Source organism: Vibrio sp. Vb1980 (genome assembly GCF_033338615.1).
In the GTDB taxonomy this organism is placed as follows: domain Bacteria; phylum Pseudomonadota; class Gammaproteobacteria; order Enterobacterales; family Vibrionaceae; genus Vibrio; species Vibrio alginolyticus.
In genome coordinates this window covers 114,191-131,454 of the sequence record NZ_JAWOSZ010000007.1, presented here as the reverse complement: position 1 = coordinate 131,454, position 17,264 = coordinate 114,191, and the positions used below count along the sequence as shown (strand labels likewise).

Sequence of the window (17,264 nt, the reverse complement as noted above, 5' to 3'; positions counted from 1 at the left end):
AAAACTCACCGCAATCCAGAATTTTGTTCTCTAATTGATGAAATAAGTGAAAAATCATTTCGTCATTTTTTGCGATGGTGTTAACGTGAGGTTCGGTACTTGAATTTCAAAGGGTTATGACTTTCATGTTTTCTAATCTCCCAACTCCCGTATTAGATCCTATTTTATCTCTATCCGTTGCATACCGTAACGATGAACGTCCAAACAAGGTTGACCTTGGCATTGGCGTATACAAAAACAGCGCAGGCGAAACGCCGATTATGAAAGCCATTCAAATGGCGCAGGATGTCGTTGTTGAAACTCAAAAAACCAAGTCTTATGTTGGTCTTGCGGGTTGCGAAGAATTTAATAAAAGCATGATCGATTTGCTGCTGACGGGAACGTCTGCAATGGATCGTGTTGCAGCAATTCAAACGCCAGGTGCAAGTGGTGCGCTGCGTATGCTCGGTGATCTGATGAAGATCGCACAGCCAGATACGACGGTTTGGATTTCCAACCCAAGTTACGTAAACCACAAGCCAGTAATGGAAGCAGCAGGCCTTAAAGTTAAGTTCTACCACTATTTCTCTTCGGAAACGAAACAAGTAGACACCGCAAAAATGATGGATGATCTTGCGAAAGCTGGGCCTTCAGATGTGGTACTTCTTCATGGTTGTTGCCACAATCCAACTGGTGCGGATATTGACTTCTCTGCTTGGCAAGCCATTACAGAATTGTCGCAGAAGAACGGTTTCATCCCATTTGTGGACATTGCCTACCAAGGCTTCGGTGATGGCCTAGAAGAAGACGCAAAAGGTCTTCGTTTTATGGCAGATAACGTTGAAGAGATGTTGATTACTACTTCATGTTCGAAGAACTTTGGTTTGTACCGTGAACGAACTGGTGCAGCGATTGTGGTTGGTAAGAACATGCATGATGTAACCAATGCAAAAGGTAAACTCCTCACTCTAGCTCGCTCGACTTACACGATGCCACCCGACCATGGTGCAGCTTTAGTCAAGACCATTCTGCAAGATGACAAGCTCACTTCCGTTTGGAAGCAAGAATTGAGTGAAATGCAACATCGTTTGGTTAGCCTTCGTCAAAGTTTGTGTAACGAGTTGAGAAACAACCATAATACAGATCAATTTGATTTCATTGAGGGTCACAAAGGCATGTTTACTGTGCTAGGCTTTAGTGGAAACCAAATGGCGCAACTGCGTGAAGATTATGGCATTTATGGTGTTGGCGATGGTCGAATTAACATTGCCGGACTTACCGAAACTCATATTCCATACGTAGCGGACGCAATTAAGAAAGTATCTCAAGCTTAATTGGAGTGTGGATGAAAAACTGGAAACTGATTCTGCCGCTTATGATGAGCGGCAGTTTAATTGCTTGTACGTCAACTCAAACGACGCAGGAACCTGTTGAGCCAGAGTCGCCAAAGGTCGAAGAGCCCGTTAAAGTCGAGCCAGAAGTGAAACCTGATGTAGATCCAAAGCCAGAGGTGGAGCCCAAACCAGAAGCGAAACCTGAGAAAAAGCCGGAACCAAAGCCTAAGAAGCCAGTCAAGGTCACAAAAACACCCGATGGCATGTTAATTCTTGGTTCTGAAGAATGGGTTTATGTTCCTGAAATTGACCAGACTTTCAAGGCTAGAGTCGATACAGGTGCGACAACATCATCAATTAGTGCGACTGACATTGTTCCGTTTGAGCGTGATGGTAAAGACTGGGTTAAATTTAAGATAGATTTAGGTGACAAAGACACCAAAGAATTTAAAGTACCCGTTGAGCGCTGGGCTAAAGTTAAGCAGTCTTCGTCAGAAGAGGTGGATAAACGAGCGGTGGTAAAAGCCTACATTACCGTTGGGGATCACAAAGAAAAGACAGAGTTTACGTTAGCGGATCGCGGACATATGACGTTTCCAATTTTGCTTGGTCGAAGCTTTTTTAGAGATATCGCCGTTGTAGATGTATCGAAAAAATATGTGCAAGATAAACCTAAAAAAACCGCTAAAAACTGATGTATTACAGCTAGTTTCTGCTACAAGCTAATAATTCGTGATTAACAAAAAATGGCCTCCAAAATTGGAGGCCATTTTTATTGAATCATATGCTTGCTTGTGATGCCCTGGTAGTCATAGTCATGTCCACTAAAATGCAAAACGAGCAGACATTACAATTTGCTGGCCATAGACACCATTATTTTTGAAATCTGCACCAAGCGATAGTTGCTGAGTAGAGTGGAATCGTGCGCCCAGATTGTAAATGGTGTTCGAATCGTCATTATCTATGATTTGGCCGATACGGCCATGTAGCTCAACATTTTGCATAAACCAAATACGAGTGCCAATATTCACTTCCGTGCGCCATTCGTCGCCGACTTTATCACTGCCGTTCTCTTTAATGTTGTGTACCAACATTTGGCCATAAATATCTGCAAATTGGCCTGCTGGCCCATTAAAGCCTATACCACCAGCAATGTCCCAGTCTCCGCTGAATTCACTGTCTGCGCGAGCAATGAAATGGGTATTCTCTGTAAAGTAGGTATTGAACTCGCCACCAAATGTACCAGGGCTAGTGCCCATGCGAAATTCCATCGTGTTGTAGTTGAAATTATTTGCATGTGCGGAAAGTGGCAAAATAGCACACAAACCAAAGGCTGCAACCTTTAGAGCTTTACCTAGCATGGTGTCTCCGGGCAAGATGATTAAAATGAACAAAAAAATGGTCTGCAAAAAGCAGACCAAGATTGATAAAGCTATCATTTTAAATGCTTGCCGTCACTATTTAGCTGTAATCGTCGCTACATCATGTTGATATGCACAGCAATCGGGGTTTTGTTTTACATGACCACGAGTTGTTCGACTTCTATCTCTGGTTTGTTCCCGCCTTCAAATTCGCCAAACAAGCGGACTTTAGTCTTGTGATCAATCGGAGTATTTAGCTGAATATCATCATCGAGTTCGACCATCACTTCACCGGAACCATCGCTAAAGATAAACTTATCCGCGCGAACTTGACGCAATAAGTTACCTTCAACGACCACATCTTTTTCAGTAAACATATTGGAGTCGTTTAGCAAGGCATCCAATTTTTCCACAGTGACAGGACCGTTAAACTGCAAGTTTGATTGGCTTTGAGCGTTATCTTTCGCGAACGCGATAGAAGGAGCAATAGCTAAGGCGGCGATTGTTGCGATAATTGTATTCTTTTTCATGTTACATCCTCATCGGTTTGTTTTGATGGGGTCATTAAAACAGGGCTTGTTTGAACCAATGATGATTTCAACATTCATATTCTATTCATTTGCTTGAGTAAGTGGGGACGATGACGTTATGATTGTTCATCTTCCTCTATTCCTTACAAATGTTCATGAAATCAGCGATCCCATCTTTAATGGTTCAAGGCACCACTTCGGATGCCGGAAAAAGTGTCCTTGTGGCAGGTTTATGCCGTGTATTAGCACGAAAAGGGATAAATGTTGCCCCATTTAAGCCACAAAACATGGCACTAAATAGTGCGGTAACCAAAGGTGGCGGTGAAATAGGTCGAGCACAGGCCGTTCAGGCACAGGCGTGTAATATTGAGCCAACCGTACATATGAATCCGGTTTTAATTAAACCTAACAGTGATACAGGTGCTCAGATCATTTTGCAGGGTAAGGCGATTTCCAATATGGATGCGGCTGGCTTTCATGATTACAAGAAAGTGGCGATGGACACGGTGTTAGATTCCTTCTCTCGTCTGACTCAAGAATTTGATTCGATCATTATCGAGGGCGCGGGGAGTCCTGCTGAAATCAATTTACGAGAAGGCGATATTGCAAACATGGGTTTTGCTGAGGCCGCTGATGTACCAGTGATCATTGTTGCTGATATTGATCGTGGTGGAGTGTTTGCACATTTGTACGGAACACTTGCGTTACTTTCTGAATCTGAACAAGCGCGAGTAAAAGGATTTGTTATCAACCGTTTTCGAGGTGATATTCGTTTATTGCAATCGGGCCTCGATTGGCTAGAAGAAAAAACAGGTAAACCTGTACTTGGTGTACTTCCTTTTCTTCATGGTTTGAATTTAGAAGCAGAAGACGCGATCACTGCGCAGCAAGAGTTGCACTCTGAGGTAAAACTGAATGTTGTTGTGCCTGTTTTAACCCGGATTAGTAATCATACTGATTTTGATGTGCTGCGATTGAATCCAGACATCAATCTACGTTATGTAGGTAAAGGCGAAAAAATAGATAAAGCCGACCTGGTTATTTTGCCTGGGACCAAATCGGTGAGAGACGATCTGGATTATCTAAGAAGCCAGGGGTGGGATAAAGATATCTTGCGTCATATTCGTCTTGGTGGAAAAGTGATTGGTATCTGTGGCGGCTACCAGATGCTTGGAAACTTGATTGATGATCCAAACGGCGTCGAAGGCCAACCAGGTCAAAGCGAAGGACTTGGCTTGCTTGATATCACTACGACGCTAACTAACAGCAAACAGCTTACAAACACACAAGCACAGCTTTCTCTTAACGGCAAAACAGCCAATGTAAAGGGTTATGAAATCCACGTAGGGCGAAGTGAAGTACGGGGCCTGCAACCTCTTACATTCAGTTCCGGTGAAGCGGAGGGGGCGCTCAGCGAGTGTGGCCAAATCATGGGAACCTACCTTCACGGGTTCTTTGACGAGGCAGATGTCTTAAGCCTGGTATTAGAATGGGTAAACGGAACCCAAATCAAACAACAAGACTTTGAAGAGTTAAAGGAGCAAGGCATTAATCGCATCGCAGATGCGATAGAACAACATATGCGCCTTGATTTTTTGTTTAAATAGCCCATTAACTGATTGAACTTTATATTCAAATAACCTGTTCTTTCGCTTGCCTTGTATTGGAGTATCTCTATGAAAGCATGGAAACAGCATGCTTGCCTTGCGGCAGTATTAAGCATTTCATTTTCAGCAAACGCAGCAACGAACCTAAAAGTGTATGCAGCCTCTTCTATGACGAATGCGATTAACGAGATCGCGCAAAACTTTGAAGAAAAGTATGACGTTTCTATCACTCCCGTTTATGGTGGTTCTTCTTCTATCGCTCGACAAATTATCAATGGCGCACCAGCGGATGTATTCATTTCTGCGAACGCGAAATGGATGGATTATTTGGTCGATAAAGACGTCATTTATCGTGACAATGTCACAAATCTAGTGCGCAATAGCTTAGTGTTGATTGCTCCCCAGTCTTCAGAATTAACCTCATTTAACTTTTCTGATGCAAAGGCATGGGAGAAGGCATTGCATGGAAATCGTCTTGCTTTAGGCAATCCGACGTCAGTACCTGCTGGTATGTACGCGAAAGAGTCATTGACTACACTGGGTGTATGGAAAGCGGTTCAAACTCACGTCGCACCAGCAAAGAATGTGCGCTTAGCTTTGGCGTTGGTTGAACGTGGAGAAGCGCCTTTAGGTGTGGTCTACAAAACCGATGCTCAGTTAACTGATAAAGTCAAAATTGTCGGCGAATTTGCGAGTGATACGCATGCGGCTATTGTGTACCCGGCTGCAATTGTGAATGATTCTACTGAGTCGGAGCAGTTCTTCCAATACCTAAAATCGGACGAAGCCGCACGCGTTTTTGCTCAATATGGCTTTCAGCAATAAACCGGCCTTCAATTATAGGAACGAAGCGTGACAGAACTGGAATACCAAGCCTTAATGTTAAGCCTCAAAGTAGGCGCGTACGCAGTACTTTGGCTGATTCCTCTCGGCGTTTTTCTTGCTTGGCTACTTTCTCGAAAAACGTTCTTTGGTAAATCGATTCTCGATAGCTTAATTCATTTACCACTGGTATTGCCGCCAGTGGTAATCGGCTATTTATTGTTGATTTCTTTAGGACGACAAGGGGTCCTTGGAAAGTGGCTCTATGAAAACTTAGGGGTAGTATTTAGCTTTAATTGGAAAGGGGCAGTAGTCGCTTGTATTGTCGTGGCTTTGCCTTTGATGGTTCGTTCAGTACGCTTAAGCTTAGATAGCGTCGACCCTAAATTGGAGCACGCAGCCTCTACGTTAGGCGCTTCTCCTTTAAAAGTGTTTCTCACCATCACGTTACCACTGACCATTCCCGGAATTATTACGGGCACGATGCTGTCATTTGCTCGTAGTCTTGGCGAATTCGGGGCGACGATCAGTTTCGTCTCTAACATTCCGGGTGAGACCCAAACGATTCCGCTGGCAATGTACAACTTTATTGAAACGCCAGGTGCAGAAATGCAGGCGGCTCGTCTGTGTATCATTTCTATCGCGTTAGCCTTGTCTACATTAATGATCTCTGAATGGCTAAATCGTAAAGCGGCAAGCAGATTGGGTGCGAAGCAATGACGATTAAAGTCCAATTTAAACAAATGCTTGGTGAGACTGACTTCGACATCAAACTTAAGTTACCCTGTAATGGAATTAGTGCCTTGTTTGGACGATCTGGTGCAGGTAAAACGACGTTGATTAACATCATCAGCGGATTGGTCACTCCAAGGCAAGGGTATGTTGCGGTTGGTGAGCATGTTTTGTTTGACAGTGAACAGGGAATCAACCTACCAACGCACAAGCGTGGTATTGGTTATGTGTTTCAGGATTCACGTCTGTTTCCTCACTATTCGGTTCAAGGCAATTTGTTATATGGCGTTAAAGAAAAAGATGACGAGTATTTTGATGCAGTCACCGAACTCTTGTCTATCAAACCGTTACTAAAGCGCTTTCCGGTATCACTTTCTGGTGGTGAAAAGCAACGTGTTGCGATTGCGCGCGCATTGCTATCTAAACCCAATTTGCTTTTGATGGATGAGCCACTTGCCTCACTCGATATGCCAAGAAAGCGTGAGGTAATGCCTTTTCTTGAGGAGTTGTCGGAGAAGGTAAATATCCCTATTATCTATGTCACACACAGTCTCCAGGAAATTTTAAGGCTTGCTCAGCACCTTGCAATTATTGACCAAGGTAAAATTTCGAGTTCAGGTAAGCTTGAGGAAGTGTGGGCTTCTCATGCTATGCGTCCATGGCAATCTTTCTCAGATCAAAGCAGCTTATTTGAAGGCCGGATTGCTGAACATCATGCACGTTATGCACTGACTTGTATCAGCCTTGCACCTAATGTATTCCTGTGGGTGCAAAAGATCGACGGAACACCAGACACGCCAATACGCTTGCAAGTGCGTGCCAACGACGTTTCTATCACGCTCGAGCAACCCAGGGCGACGTCGATTCGAAATATTTTGCCTGCTATTGTCGATTCCATCGAGGCGTTTAACGCAGCCGATGACAAGCAGAGTATTAATGTATCACTCAAGCTAGACGAGAAATGTTATTTGTGGGCAACGATCACACCGTGGGCCCTTGATGATCTCAACCTAAAAGTTGGTAGCCGTGTTTTTGCACAAATTAAAGGTGTCAGTGTGACACAAAAAGATATGGCACTAGCGCCTCATTAACCGTTTAGACTGATTTACGCTTCATGATCAAAAAAGGCCGCAAAGTGCGGCCTTTGTTACTAGAAGAATGTCGGAATTACTTCGCGAATACTTCTTTGAATTCACGCTTAAGAAGTGGGTCACGACGTGCTTTCTTAAGTTGCTTAACCATGTCTTTCACACAGTTGTGAAGCACATTATCAAGTAGTTGAGCACGGTATTCTTCTTTATCTTCATCTGTCATGTTTTCTGGCAGATTAAGAGTCGGAAACTCTTCCATCACATTAATACCAGCGAATGCTTGGCCTACAGAAACTAGAGCATGAAACTGTTCAAAGTTGTCTAGAATGTTCTGTGCACTTGCTGGCATTTCGTCCCATGATTCACGTACCGCTTCTTCAGACACTTCATGGATAGAGGTAACCATTTCGAACATTTGCTCTGGAACTTCGTCAAATTCGATAACTTTACGTAGCTCTGGAGAAATGCTGGCTAGATCGATTTTTTTGCTTTCGCTGTTAGTTGCTTCTGACATGGTGTGTCTCTCATTACAAAAAGGCGGGAATATTAATACCAAATGCATCAAATAGCTATACCCATTAATCCACAAGATGACCAAAGTGAATGAGTTTGTTGAACTTCTGCTCACAGGCCATGATTAGATAGGGTAACGTCCAGTCTAACTGCTTTATGCAATGGATTCCGTGATATTCAAACAAAAATATAGCACTTAATTATGAGTCGAATGCAACAACTCTATGAGTATGGTATATGTTTAATAAAGACATAATTAAAAATGGAACGCGTTATGCAACCGACAGGGACATCGATGCGAATCCTTCTGGTTGACGATGTTCAGCTAGACAGGATGCAGTTGGCTATTCGTCTAAAGCAACTTGGACATATTGTAAAAGCCGTAGGTAGTGGACTAGAGGCGTTAAATACCTACGAGAGTTTTGATCCGGAACTGGTGTTGCTCGATATATCAATGCCAGATATGAACGGTTTTGAAGTCTCTCTTCATATAAGAGAAACGTTTCCGGATTGGATCCCAATTATTTTCTTGAGTAGTCACGAAGAGCCAGAAATGATTGCTAAAGCCATAGATGCGGGCGGTGATGATTATTTAATTAAGCCGGTAGATAAACTGGTACTGAACTCTAAACTTATCGCAATGCAGCGTATTGCTCATATGAGACGAGAGCTTAAACAAGCGACAGCTCAATTAGAGCAAGTTAATCAACTTTTGACTCAACAAGCGAATGAAGATGGCCTAACCAAACTCTATAACCGCCGTTATATCGACCATAAGTTGGAATCGATGGTTGCATGGCATGGCCGTCACAACATGCCAATGGCTTTGATTCTATTGGACGTCGATTTTTTTAAACCGTTTAATGATAATTACGGTCATATTGAAGGCGATCGTTGCTTGCAAGCGATTGCGAATCAACTAAAGGCGACGTTTTGTCGCTCTGGGGAATATGTAGGTCGATATGGTGGAGAAGAGTTTGTCGTGTTGCTAGGGTGTACCGACACTCAAACAGCAGAAAGAGAAGCCGAGCGTATACAAGAGGCTATGTATTTTCTCGATTACCCACATGAGTATTCTAGTGTGTCAAATAGAGTGACGGTGTCACAGGGTGTTTTTGTTTTTCAACCGACAGGGAAAGAAGTGCAATCAGACTTGTATGCAACCGTTGATAAAGCGCTATATACCTCGAAGTCTTTGGGAAGAAACACACATACTATAGTTAATTCTTTTTAAAAACAAAACCTTATGAATGCCGCTCTTTTTGTTGCGTTGTCACTTTTTGGTGGTTATTTTAAAGCTCACTCAAAGTAAGATAGGCAAACAGTGCGAACGGAATGTCGCAATCGGGCGTATACCTTATACCTTTGATTAGATAGATAACATCGGGATAGTGGCAACGATGAGTGCAGTTATTATGCTGATGGGGAAGTTCGGTTTTGTTGTAAACCCAGACAAGCTTGTTAACTTTCACGATTGGTGAGGGTCTAACGAAGCTTTATGCAGTTACGTCCGGCCTTTTTCGCTTTGTAAAGTGCTTCGTCCGCTGATTTAATGACGTCCAGAGGAGCTTGCCCATTCCGGCTATCAGCAACTCCGAAACTTGCGGTAACAAAAACCGACTTTTTTTTCAAACTGTTGCTACCACGACGTTTTTGTCCTTGTTTATGGTTCTCAGGGCGAGATTCTTCATCGCGTAATATCATCTCGTATTCTGCAATCGATTTGCGAGCTTCTTCCAAAAAGTTCTTACATTCGTCAGCGTATTTGCCTTTAAAAACGATGGTAAATTCTTCTCCGCCAAATCGATAAACTTTTGCGCCGCCTGGGGTTTTAGTGAGGCGCGAAGCGACCATTTTTAGAACGTCATCACCAGTATCGTGACCGTAGGTGTCGTTAAACTTTTTAAAATGGTCAACATCAAGCATTGCGATCGTGAACTTCTTACCCATGTGTTTTAGATCGAGATCAAGTGCACGTCTGCTCGGAATCAGCGTTAGGCTATCGGTGAAAGCCAGTTGATGGCTAGCGGAAGCGGCATAAATAATGATAAGCAGCCCTGTTAGCGTAAACATGGTGCTTGATATGTACTGCACATCAAAGAAAATGAACGTCGCAGACGCCAATACCATGGCAGAGTAGGTCATCGCATGGATAATTTCATTCTTCTTTAAAACAAGGATTCCAAGAAAACAGACAATACCCACGCAATATAAAACAAGAATTAAAGGCAGTTTAGAGACCGTAGGTACAATAAATAAAATACCGCTTGTCCATTGTTCAAACCCTCCTTCAACGTAATATGCTAGCGTTAGATAAGACCAAAGAACGAACATTGCTAACATCAAGATGTAAGTCAACATGGCTCTAGAGTCAAAACCTTCTTTACTAAACAAAAATACCGTAAGAAACGAGACAGGAAGTAACGTGGCTAAAATGGTTAGCTCAAGTAAAGCGGTACCACTTTGAAGCGGGACTTGTAGGCGGTGCTGTATCACGAAATAGGCTAGCAACATTGCCAAGCACACCATGGACTCTCTGCCTTGCTTAAATGAATAACAAAGGAGTAGCGCACAACCTAATAGTATGTATGGCAAGTTTGCGGCAATGCCCCAGTTTGCCTGGGTCATCTGAATAATGCTGTCCATGCCCGAACTCACTATGCCCAGTAGCAAAAAAGGGAATAAGAATCTGAAGCCTGATGAAGTCATTGACGATGAGGACATCTATTACAAACTGCCTGAAAATAGTTGACTATATAATTGGTTAGGTAAATCGTTTTATCAATATGGATATTTATCCGTTATTGAATTTCGAACTTTGAGAACTAGCAAGAATACGTCTATTTGTTCCTTTTCCCAAGTATTTTGGAAGACATTACGGCAAAAAGAGAGAGATTGATTAAATTAAGAGCAATCAATAAGTTGTTATAAACAAGTCGTTGCTATACTCATTTCATAGGAAAAAGGAGATTTACAGATGCAGATAAGCTCAGATGTGCACAATTACATGGAAACCTTAGTAGGCCAGGTTCTCAGTTTGCCCGAATTTTTAGAACAGTATGACAACGAACAGTTAGCCGATATTGCTTGCCTTGCGCTTATCCAGCTCAAGCCTGTCTATATCCGTCATGATATTGATTTTTTGTCTTCACTTCCTGAACAAAAATTAGGCCAGTTTAAGCAAAGCGCGGATATAGCGGTGAAAAACGCCGCAGAAATGGTGAAAGAAGACAGGCGTAAGAACCGAGAGTATGATGTGCCTGTAATTTTTTCCCATACTAGTTATGATGATGACAAAGAGTTGGATTGGTATGAAAAACCGATCCTTAACGTTAATATTAAGTAAGAGTCGCTCAGTTGACTAGTGAGCTGACCCAAGGAGGAATCGTGGGATTTTTTTCGCGTTTGTTTGGTGGTAGTGAGAAAACGGTTGAAGCCAAAAATATCGAACCAGTTGAATATAAAGGTTTCCTTATTTACCCAGAGAGCCTTTCAGAGGGCGGACAATATCGCATCGCTGGTCGAATAGAAAAGCATGACAATGATGAAGTGAAAACACATCGGTTTATTCGCTCCGATTTGCTTGGCTCAGAGCAAGATGCCAATGACCTTATGTTGAAGAAATCTCAAATGTTTATTGATCAAATGGGCGATAAAATCTTCGACTAGCAATTTACTGCAATTTGATTCCAGTCATCTTAAAAAGAGCCGTTAGTGTATATGCTAGTGGCTCTTTCTTTTTAACGCTTAAATCTCTGTTAAGTCAGTATTTAATCGTTACCTGGTTAGACCTCAGTCTAGTACGGTGTTGCGTTGTTATTTTTCGTGCACAGAGCGACAATCATTCATTACTTAGCGTTATATGTAATGAAATTTAGTATTTAAATTACAAAACACTTGAAGTAATGAGACGCGTTCGATACAAACAGAATAATAACAGGGCTGTTAGTCAAGGTGTTATTGTGCAAATGGGTGTCCCCAAACATCATCTTTCGTTTGCAATTGTCTTGCGTGGTAAACAGATAGAAATAAAAAAGAATTAGAGTAGAGCGACGCTCTGTTTTGGGACTAATTTATTGATATGTATACAAGGAGTATGCGTTTTGCAAATCGGTGTACCTAAAGAGATACTCGCGGGTGAATCGCGAGTGGCTGCATCGCCGAAGTCGGTTGAGCAGTTAATAAAATTGGGATTCGATGTCGCGATTGAATCCCAAGCGGGGGTGCTAGCGAGTTTCGATGATGCCGCTTATGAAGCAGCTGGTGCGAAAATCGTTTCTAGTGAAGAAGTTTGGGCATCTGGCCTTATTTTAAAAGTTAATGCGCCAATTGTGGATGATGAGCAAGGCATTGACGAAATTGCGTTACTGCAAGATGGAGCAACACTGGTTAGCTTTATTTGGCCGGCTCAAAATGCTGAGTTGATGGAACAACTTTCCAGTAAGAACATTAACGTTCTTGCCATGGATTCCGTTCCTCGTATCTCACGTGCACAAGCCTTAGACGCGCTATCTTCGATGGCTAATATCGCTGGTTATCGTGCAGTGGTTGAGGCAGCTCATGAGTTTGGTCGTTTCTTTACAGGTCAAATTACGGCTGCCGGTAAAGTACCTCCAGCGAAAGTATTGGTTGCGGGTGCTGGCGTCGCTGGCTTGGCGGCTATCGGTGCTGCAGGTAGCTTAGGTGCCATTGTCCGTGCGTTTGACGTCCGCCCAGAAGTAAAAGAGCAAGTTGAATCGATGGGCGCTGAGTTCCTAACCGTTGACTTTCAAGAAGAGTCAGGCTCTGGGGATGGCTACGCAAAAGAAATGTCTGATGACTTCAACAAAAAAGCGGCAGAGTTATACGCAGAGCAAGCTAAAGATGTTGACATCATTATTACGACCGCGCTCATCCCTGGTAAACCTGCGCCGAAGTTGATCACCAAAGAAATGGTCGACAGCATGAAAGCGGGCAGTGTAATTGTCGACTTGGCAGCTGCTAATGGCGGTAACTGTGAATATACAGTGAAAGACCAAGTTATCATGACGGATAACGGCGTAAAAATTGTTGGTTACACTGACATGGTTGGTCGTTTGCCAACACAATCTTCTCAGCTTTACGCGACAAACCTTGTCAACCTTCTAAAACTGCTTTGTAAAGAGAAAGATGGCAACATCAATATTGATTTTGAAGATGTTGTTATCCGTGGCGTTACCGTGGTGAAAGCAGGTGAAGTTACTTGGCCAGCGCCACCAATTCAGGTTTCAGCTCAGCCGCAAGTGAAACAAGAACAGCCTGTAAAGCCAGAGCCTAAAGTAGAAGAACCTACGTCTCCAACGAAGAAAATTATTGGTGTGGCAGCGGCTGTTGGAGCCTTTGCATGGGTAGCATCGGTTGCTCCGGCAGCGTTTCTTTCTCACTTTACTGTATTTGTTCTAGCGTGTGTTGTCGGATACTACGTAGTATGGAATGTTACCCATGCACTTCATACTCCACTAATGTCAGTAACGAATGCTATCTCTGGCATTATTGTCGTTGGTGCATTACTGCAAATTGGACAAGGTAATGGCGTCGTTTCATTCCTATCTTTTATTGCCGTATTGATCGCGAGTATCAATATCTTCGGTGGTTTCACCGTCACCAAGCGTATGCTTGAAATGTTCCGCAAAGATAAATAGGAGTCACAATGTCTGCAGGATTAGTACAAGCAGCTTACATTGTTGCTGCATTATTTTTCATCATGAGTTTGGCGGGGCTTTCAAAGCAAGAGTCTGCTCGTAATGGTAACTACTACGGTATCGCTGGTATGACGATCGCGCTAATAGCGACGATCTTTAGCCCAGATGCGCAAGGTTTTGGTTGGATCATTATCGCGATGGCGATAGGTGGTGCGATCGGTATTTTCTATGCGAAGAAAGTAGAAATGACCGAGATGCCAGAACTGGTTGCGATTCTACACAGCTTTGTAGGTTTAGCTGCGGTTTTAGTTGGCTACAACAGTTACCTAGATGCGCCAGAAGCAGCAACACATGCTGAGCATGTTATCCACCTTGTAGAAGTATTCTTGGGTGTGTTCATCGGTGCCGTAACTTTCACCGGTTCAATTGTCGCATTTGGTAAGCTGCGTGGTGTGATTTCTTCGTCGCCACTTAACCTGCCTCATAAGCACAAAATGAACCTCGCAGCGGTTGTTATTTCTACGCTTCTTATGATCTACTTCGTAAAAGCAGATGGCAGCATGTTCGCTCTTATTGTGATGACTTTGATCGCGTTCGCATTCGGCTACCATTTAGTCGCTTCAATCGGTGGTGCTGATATGCCAGTTGTTGTCTCTATGTTGAACTCATACTCAGGTTGGGCAGCAGCGGCAGCAGGTTTCATGCTAGCAAATGATCTATTGATTGTAACAGGTGCTTTGGTAGGTTCATCAGGTGCGATTCTTTCTTACATCATGTGTAAAGCAATGAACCGTTCGTTTATCAGTGTTATTGCCGGTGGTTTTGGTCAAGAGATAGTGATTTCAGGTGACGAAGAGCAGGGCGAATATCGTGAAACAACGGCTGAAGAAGTTGCAGAGATGTTGAAGAACTCAAAATCAGTAATCATCACTCCAGGATATGGCATGGCAGTAGCTCAGGCACAATACCCTGTTCATGAAATTACTGATGTACTTCGTTCACAAGGTATTGAAGTTCGCTTTGGGATTCACCCAGTAGCGGGTCGTCTACCGGGGCATATGAATGTGTTACTCGCTGAAGCAAAAGTACCGTATGATATCGTTCTTGAAATGGATGAAATCAATGATGACTTTGCAGAAACCGATACCGTATTGGTTATCGGTGCTAACGATACGGTCAACCCAGCCGCACTGGAAGATCCGAACAGCCCAATCGCTGGTATGCCCGTATTGGAGGTATGGAACGCGAAAAACGTAGTGGTATTCAAGCGCTCAATGAATACGGGTTACGCAGGAGTACAGAACCCACTGTTCTTCAAAGAAAATACATCAATGCTATTTGGTGATGCGAAAGAAAGTGTTGAGTCTATTTTTAAAGCACTTTAACCATTCTTGATTTAAAACTATACAGGGTCAGCAATCGCTGGCCCTTTTTTGTTCCGTTTCAATGTTATAGTAATGCAAATCCTTCTGTTAGCAGATGTCAATTGCTTGTAGATTGATGTATAGTTTTGGCTAATGTAACAAGTGACGGTAACAGTTTGATTAAAAAGTTTTTGCTCGGTTTTGCAACTGTATTGCCGCTTTTTTCGGCACCTGCATTTTCCGATTCACTACCAGAAAGAATAGATACGTTTACAGAGCTATTTAACTATGAAGTAGCTCTTAAGTCGTACGATATTCGTATTCTGCAATCAAATTATCCTACCAAGTTACTTGCGCCAGATTCGCTTCTGCCGCAAACGTCTGACTATCCGTTAAAAGATATCCAACAGCTTTACAGCTTGGCGAATACTTGTCGTGGCAAATTACCATTAAGTCCTTTAATTACTGAGCCTTTAGTATTTACAAGGGCGATTTGTAAAGGGACGCAGCTGACACCTCGTTGGTTCTCGCGTAGTGGTCTCATTCACCCTGGTGGTGGGACGTATGCGGCACGTTATGTGGATAAGTATCCAGAACTCAAACCCAAACTATCTCAGTACATGCATATAAAAGAGCGTGATAACGAGGAAGGGGATGAGTTGCTAGAAAGCTTGAAAAACATGGATGACGACGCCATTAATGCTTTGATTGCAGGCGCGAGCATGTTTATTGAAGGTAACGAACTTTGGTTAAGACGTGGTGACCGTTACTTTGTTTTCGAGAAAGATATCTGGCAAGAGAACGTAGCGAATGCGGGTCTGTCATACGCTCTAGCGTCTCAAAGCAAAAGTTGCTTTGTTAAACGAGGTAATATTTGTTGGGATGTAGAAGATCACTCGCAAGTTTTGCGGATCAGTATGATCATACTGGTAATCGCCAATATTCTTTTGGTGATTGGTTGGGCGGTGTACCGTTGGAATAGCAAGCGAGAAGAACTACGTAGTAGAATGCTCGTGTTGCAAATTTTAACGCATGAGCTCAGAACACCGATTGCATCTCTGTCACTAACGGTTGAGGGCTTTCGTCGAGAGTTCGAGCATTTGCCTGAAAGTGTGTATGACGAATTCCGCAGATTGTGTGAAGATACGCGCCGCCTGCGTCAATTGGCAGAAGCGAGTAAAGATTATTTGCAATCTGATAACCAAATGCTTGCAACAGACTGGGTACCATCCGTTGCAGATTGGTTAGAATTTAAGATCGAAGAAGAATTTGATAGTGCCGTGCTTTTTAACATCAATGAAGATGTGGCTGCTAAAGTTAATGTGTACTGGTTAGGAACTTGTATCGATAACTTGCTTCGTAATGCGCTTAAGTACGGTGTCGCACCGGTTGAATTGGATGTCTCAACTAGTGAAGAAAAAATAGTATTCCAAGTCCGAGATGCAGGAGGCCTAACGGCTAAAGATTGGGCAAATTTGAAGAAACCGTTCGTAAGTAAGAGCGGGTTAGGACTTGGATTAACAATCGTTGAATCTATGGTAGGCCGCATGGGCGGAAAAATGTCCTTAATGGGACCACCTACAACTTTTATATTGGAGATACCTTGTGAAACAGACTCTGCTTCTCGTTGAGGACGATAAAAACTTGGCTGACGGCCTGTTAGTAAGCCTGGAACAAGCAGGATATGAGTGTTTACATGTGGAGCGTATTGCAGACGTAGAGCCACAATGGAAAAAAGCTGACTTGGTAATTCTCGATCGCCAACTCCCTGATGGTGACTCTGTACAATGTCTCCCAGAATGGAAACAGATTAAAGACGTACCAGTTATCTTGTTAACGGCACTTGTTACCGTAAAAGATAAAGTTGCAGGCCTTGATTCCGGCGCGAACGACTACTTAACAAAGCCTTTTGCTGAGGCGGAGCTTTTTGCGAGAATCCGTGCACAGCTACGAGCACCGGATTCAGCAGAACAAAGCAACGCTGATAAAGTGATTACAAAAGACTTAGAGATTGACCGCTCGACTCGTGAAGTGACTTATAAAGACGAGCTAATTACGCTTACTCGAACAGAGTTTGATTTGCTGCTTTTTTTGGCGTCAAACTTAGGTCGCGTGTTTACTCGTGATGAGCTACTTGACCACGTTTGGGGTTACAATCACTTCCCGACAACACGTACGGTTGATACACATGTACTACAGCTTCGTCAAAAACTGCCAGGACTGGAAATTGAAACACTTCGTGGTGTTGGCTACAAGATGAAAGCATAAGTC

The 17,264-nt window shown here is 43.1% G+C and carries 17 protein-coding genes; 13 read left to right on the top strand and 4 right to left on the bottom strand.

Translation table 11 applies throughout. The annotated features are described in order from the left end of the window. The first annotated feature begins 125 nt into the window (after positions 1-125). Positions 126-1,313, top strand: a complete 1,188-nt coding sequence (locus R7F64_RS13180) for an aromatic amino acid transaminase (protein WP_053303643.1) — start codon at positions 126-128, stop codon at positions 1,311-1,313. Positions 1,314-1,324: 11 nt separating this feature from the next. Next, positions 1,325-2,008, top strand: coding sequence for an ATP-dependent zinc protease (locus R7F64_RS13175; RefSeq protein ID WP_005388032.1), 684 nt, complete (start codon positions 1,325-1,327; stop codon positions 2,006-2,008). A 129-nt stretch (positions 2,009-2,137) separates the two neighbouring features. Here R7F64_RS13175 and R7F64_RS13170 read toward each other — a convergent pair whose 3' ends face one another. Next, positions 2,138-2,674 carry a hypothetical protein gene (locus R7F64_RS13170; protein WP_017634623.1) on the bottom strand — a complete coding sequence of 179 codons (537 nt, stop codon included), beginning with the start codon at positions 2,672-2,674 and terminating at the stop codon, positions 2,138-2,140. A 155-nt stretch (positions 2,675-2,829) separates the two neighbouring features. Further along, on the bottom strand, positions 2,830-3,204 hold the full coding sequence (locus R7F64_RS13165) for a NirD/YgiW/YdeI family stress tolerance protein (protein ID WP_318071770.1): 375 nt from the start codon (positions 3,202-3,204) through the stop codon (positions 2,830-2,832). A gap of 155 nt (positions 3,205-3,359) precedes the next feature. On the opposite strand from R7F64_RS13165, the gene R7F64_RS13160 reads away from it, so the two are divergent. The 4 genes from R7F64_RS13160 (at position 3,360) to modC (ending at position 7,456) form a co-directional block, all read left to right on the top strand. Beyond that, entirely contained in the window at positions 3,360-4,811 is a 1,452-nt protein-coding gene (locus R7F64_RS13160; RefSeq protein ID WP_318071769.1) for a cobyric acid synthase, read from the top strand. A 69-nt stretch (positions 4,812-4,880) separates the two neighbouring features. Continuing rightward, positions 4,881-5,636, top strand: coding sequence for a molybdate ABC transporter substrate-binding protein (gene modA / locus R7F64_RS13155; protein ID WP_318071768.1), 756 nt, complete (start codon positions 4,881-4,883; stop codon positions 5,634-5,636). 27 nt (positions 5,637-5,663) lie between these two features. Continuing rightward, positions 5,664-6,353 (top strand): molybdate ABC transporter permease subunit, encoded by a 690-nt coding sequence (gene modB / locus R7F64_RS13150; protein ID WP_054575444.1) that lies wholly within the window; start codon positions 5,664-5,666, stop codon positions 6,351-6,353. Beyond that, positions 6,350-7,456, top strand: a complete 1,107-nt coding sequence (modC, locus tag R7F64_RS13145; RefSeq protein WP_318071767.1) for a molybdenum ABC transporter ATP-binding protein ModC — start codon at positions 6,350-6,352, stop codon at positions 7,454-7,456. The genes modB and modC overlap by 4 nt, the downstream gene beginning before the upstream one ends. 76 nt (positions 7,457-7,532) lie before the next feature. Here the strand turns inward: modC and R7F64_RS13140 are convergent, their stop codons facing one another. Next, positions 7,533-7,970, bottom strand: a complete 438-nt coding sequence (locus R7F64_RS13140; protein ID WP_005376232.1) for a DUF3069 domain-containing protein — start codon at positions 7,968-7,970, stop codon at positions 7,533-7,535. Positions 7,971-8,243: 273 nt separating this feature from the next. On the opposite strand from R7F64_RS13140, the gene R7F64_RS13135 reads away from it, so the two are divergent. Then, entirely contained in the window at positions 8,244-9,203 is a 960-nt protein-coding gene (locus R7F64_RS13135; RefSeq protein ID WP_064369249.1) for a diguanylate cyclase, read from the top strand. A gap of 251 nt (positions 9,204-9,454) precedes the next feature. Here R7F64_RS13135 and R7F64_RS13130 read toward each other — a convergent pair whose 3' ends face one another. Continuing rightward, positions 9,455-10,693, bottom strand: a complete 1,239-nt coding sequence (locus R7F64_RS13130) for a GGDEF domain-containing protein (RefSeq protein ID WP_318071766.1) — start codon at positions 10,691-10,693, stop codon at positions 9,455-9,457. 253 nt (positions 10,694-10,946) lie between these two features. Between R7F64_RS13130 and R7F64_RS13125 the strand changes: the two genes are divergently transcribed. The 6 genes from R7F64_RS13125 to vxrB all read left to right on the top strand — a co-directional run bounded on the left by R7F64_RS13125 (position 10,947) and on the right by vxrB (position 17,261). Next, a complete protein-coding gene (locus R7F64_RS13125) occupies positions 10,947-11,315 on the top strand; it encodes a late competence development ComFB family protein (RefSeq protein ID WP_053303639.1) in 369 nt (122 codons plus the stop codon). 41 nt (positions 11,316-11,356) lie between these two features. Continuing rightward, positions 11,357-11,638, top strand: a complete 282-nt coding sequence (locus R7F64_RS13120) for an HlyU family transcriptional regulator (protein ID WP_005376244.1) — start codon at positions 11,357-11,359, stop codon at positions 11,636-11,638. 434 nt (positions 11,639-12,072) lie between these two features. Continuing rightward, the gene (locus R7F64_RS13115) at positions 12,073-13,629 is read left to right on the top strand and encodes a Re/Si-specific NAD(P)(+) transhydrogenase subunit alpha (RefSeq protein ID WP_054579595.1); all 1,557 of its coding nucleotides are present in this window, start codon (positions 12,073-12,075) and stop codon (positions 13,627-13,629) included. Between the two features lie 8 nt (positions 13,630-13,637). Further along, positions 13,638-15,014 (top strand): Re/Si-specific NAD(P)(+) transhydrogenase subunit beta, encoded by a 1,377-nt coding sequence (gene pntB / locus R7F64_RS13110; protein WP_005376248.1) that lies wholly within the window; start codon positions 13,638-13,640, stop codon positions 15,012-15,014. Positions 15,015-15,169: 155 nt separating this feature from the next. Beyond that, positions 15,170-16,624 (top strand): sensor histidine kinase VxrA, encoded by a 1,455-nt coding sequence (gene vxrA, locus R7F64_RS13105; protein WP_262606059.1) that lies wholly within the window; start codon positions 15,170-15,172, stop codon positions 16,622-16,624. Next, positions 16,599-17,261 (top strand): response regulator transcription factor VxrB, encoded by a 663-nt coding sequence (gene vxrB / locus R7F64_RS13100; RefSeq protein WP_005376251.1) that lies wholly within the window; start codon positions 16,599-16,601, stop codon positions 17,259-17,261. Before vxrA ends, vxrB begins: the two co-directional genes overlap by 26 nt. Positions 17,262-17,264: the final 3 nt, after the last annotated feature.

Bases quoted from the DNA above. Each gene is read 5' to 3' on its own strand.
- R7F64_RS13125 (WP_053303639.1), top strand. From the start codon at position 10,947: ATGCAGATAAGCTCAGATGTGCACAATTACATGGAAACCTTAGTAGGC.
- modC (WP_318071767.1), top strand. From the start codon at position 6,350: ATGACGATTAAAGTCCAATTTAAACAAATGCTTGGTGAGACTGACTTC.
- R7F64_RS13160 (WP_318071769.1), top strand. From the start codon at position 3,360: ATGAAATCAGCGATCCCATCTTTAATGGTTCAAGGCACCACTTCGGAT.
- R7F64_RS13140 (WP_005376232.1), bottom strand. From the start codon at position 7,970: ATGTCAGAAGCAACTAACAGCGAAAGCAAAAAAATCGATCTAGCCAGC.
- R7F64_RS13170 (WP_017634623.1), bottom strand. From the start codon at position 2,674: ATGCTAGGTAAAGCTCTAAAGGTTGCAGCCTTTGGTTTGTGTGCTATT.
- R7F64_RS13165 (WP_318071770.1), bottom strand. From the start codon at position 3,204: ATGAAAAAGAATACAATTATCGCAACAATCGCCGCCTTAGCTATTGCT.
- pntB (WP_005376248.1), top strand. From the start codon at position 13,638: ATGTCTGCAGGATTAGTACAAGCAGCTTACATTGTTGCTGCATTATTT.
- R7F64_RS13130 (WP_318071766.1), bottom strand. From the start codon at position 10,693: ATGTCCTCATCGTCAATGACTTCATCAGGCTTCAGATTCTTATTCCCT.
- R7F64_RS13175 (WP_005388032.1), top strand. From the start codon at position 1,325: ATGAAAAACTGGAAACTGATTCTGCCGCTTATGATGAGCGGCAGTTTA.
- R7F64_RS13180 (WP_053303643.1), top strand. From the start codon at position 126: ATGTTTTCTAATCTCCCAACTCCCGTATTAGATCCTATTTTATCTCTA.
- modA (WP_318071768.1), top strand. From the start codon at position 4,881: ATGAAAGCATGGAAACAGCATGCTTGCCTTGCGGCAGTATTAAGCATT.
- R7F64_RS13135 (WP_064369249.1), top strand. From the start codon at position 8,244: ATGCAACCGACAGGGACATCGATGCGAATCCTTCTGGTTGACGATGTT.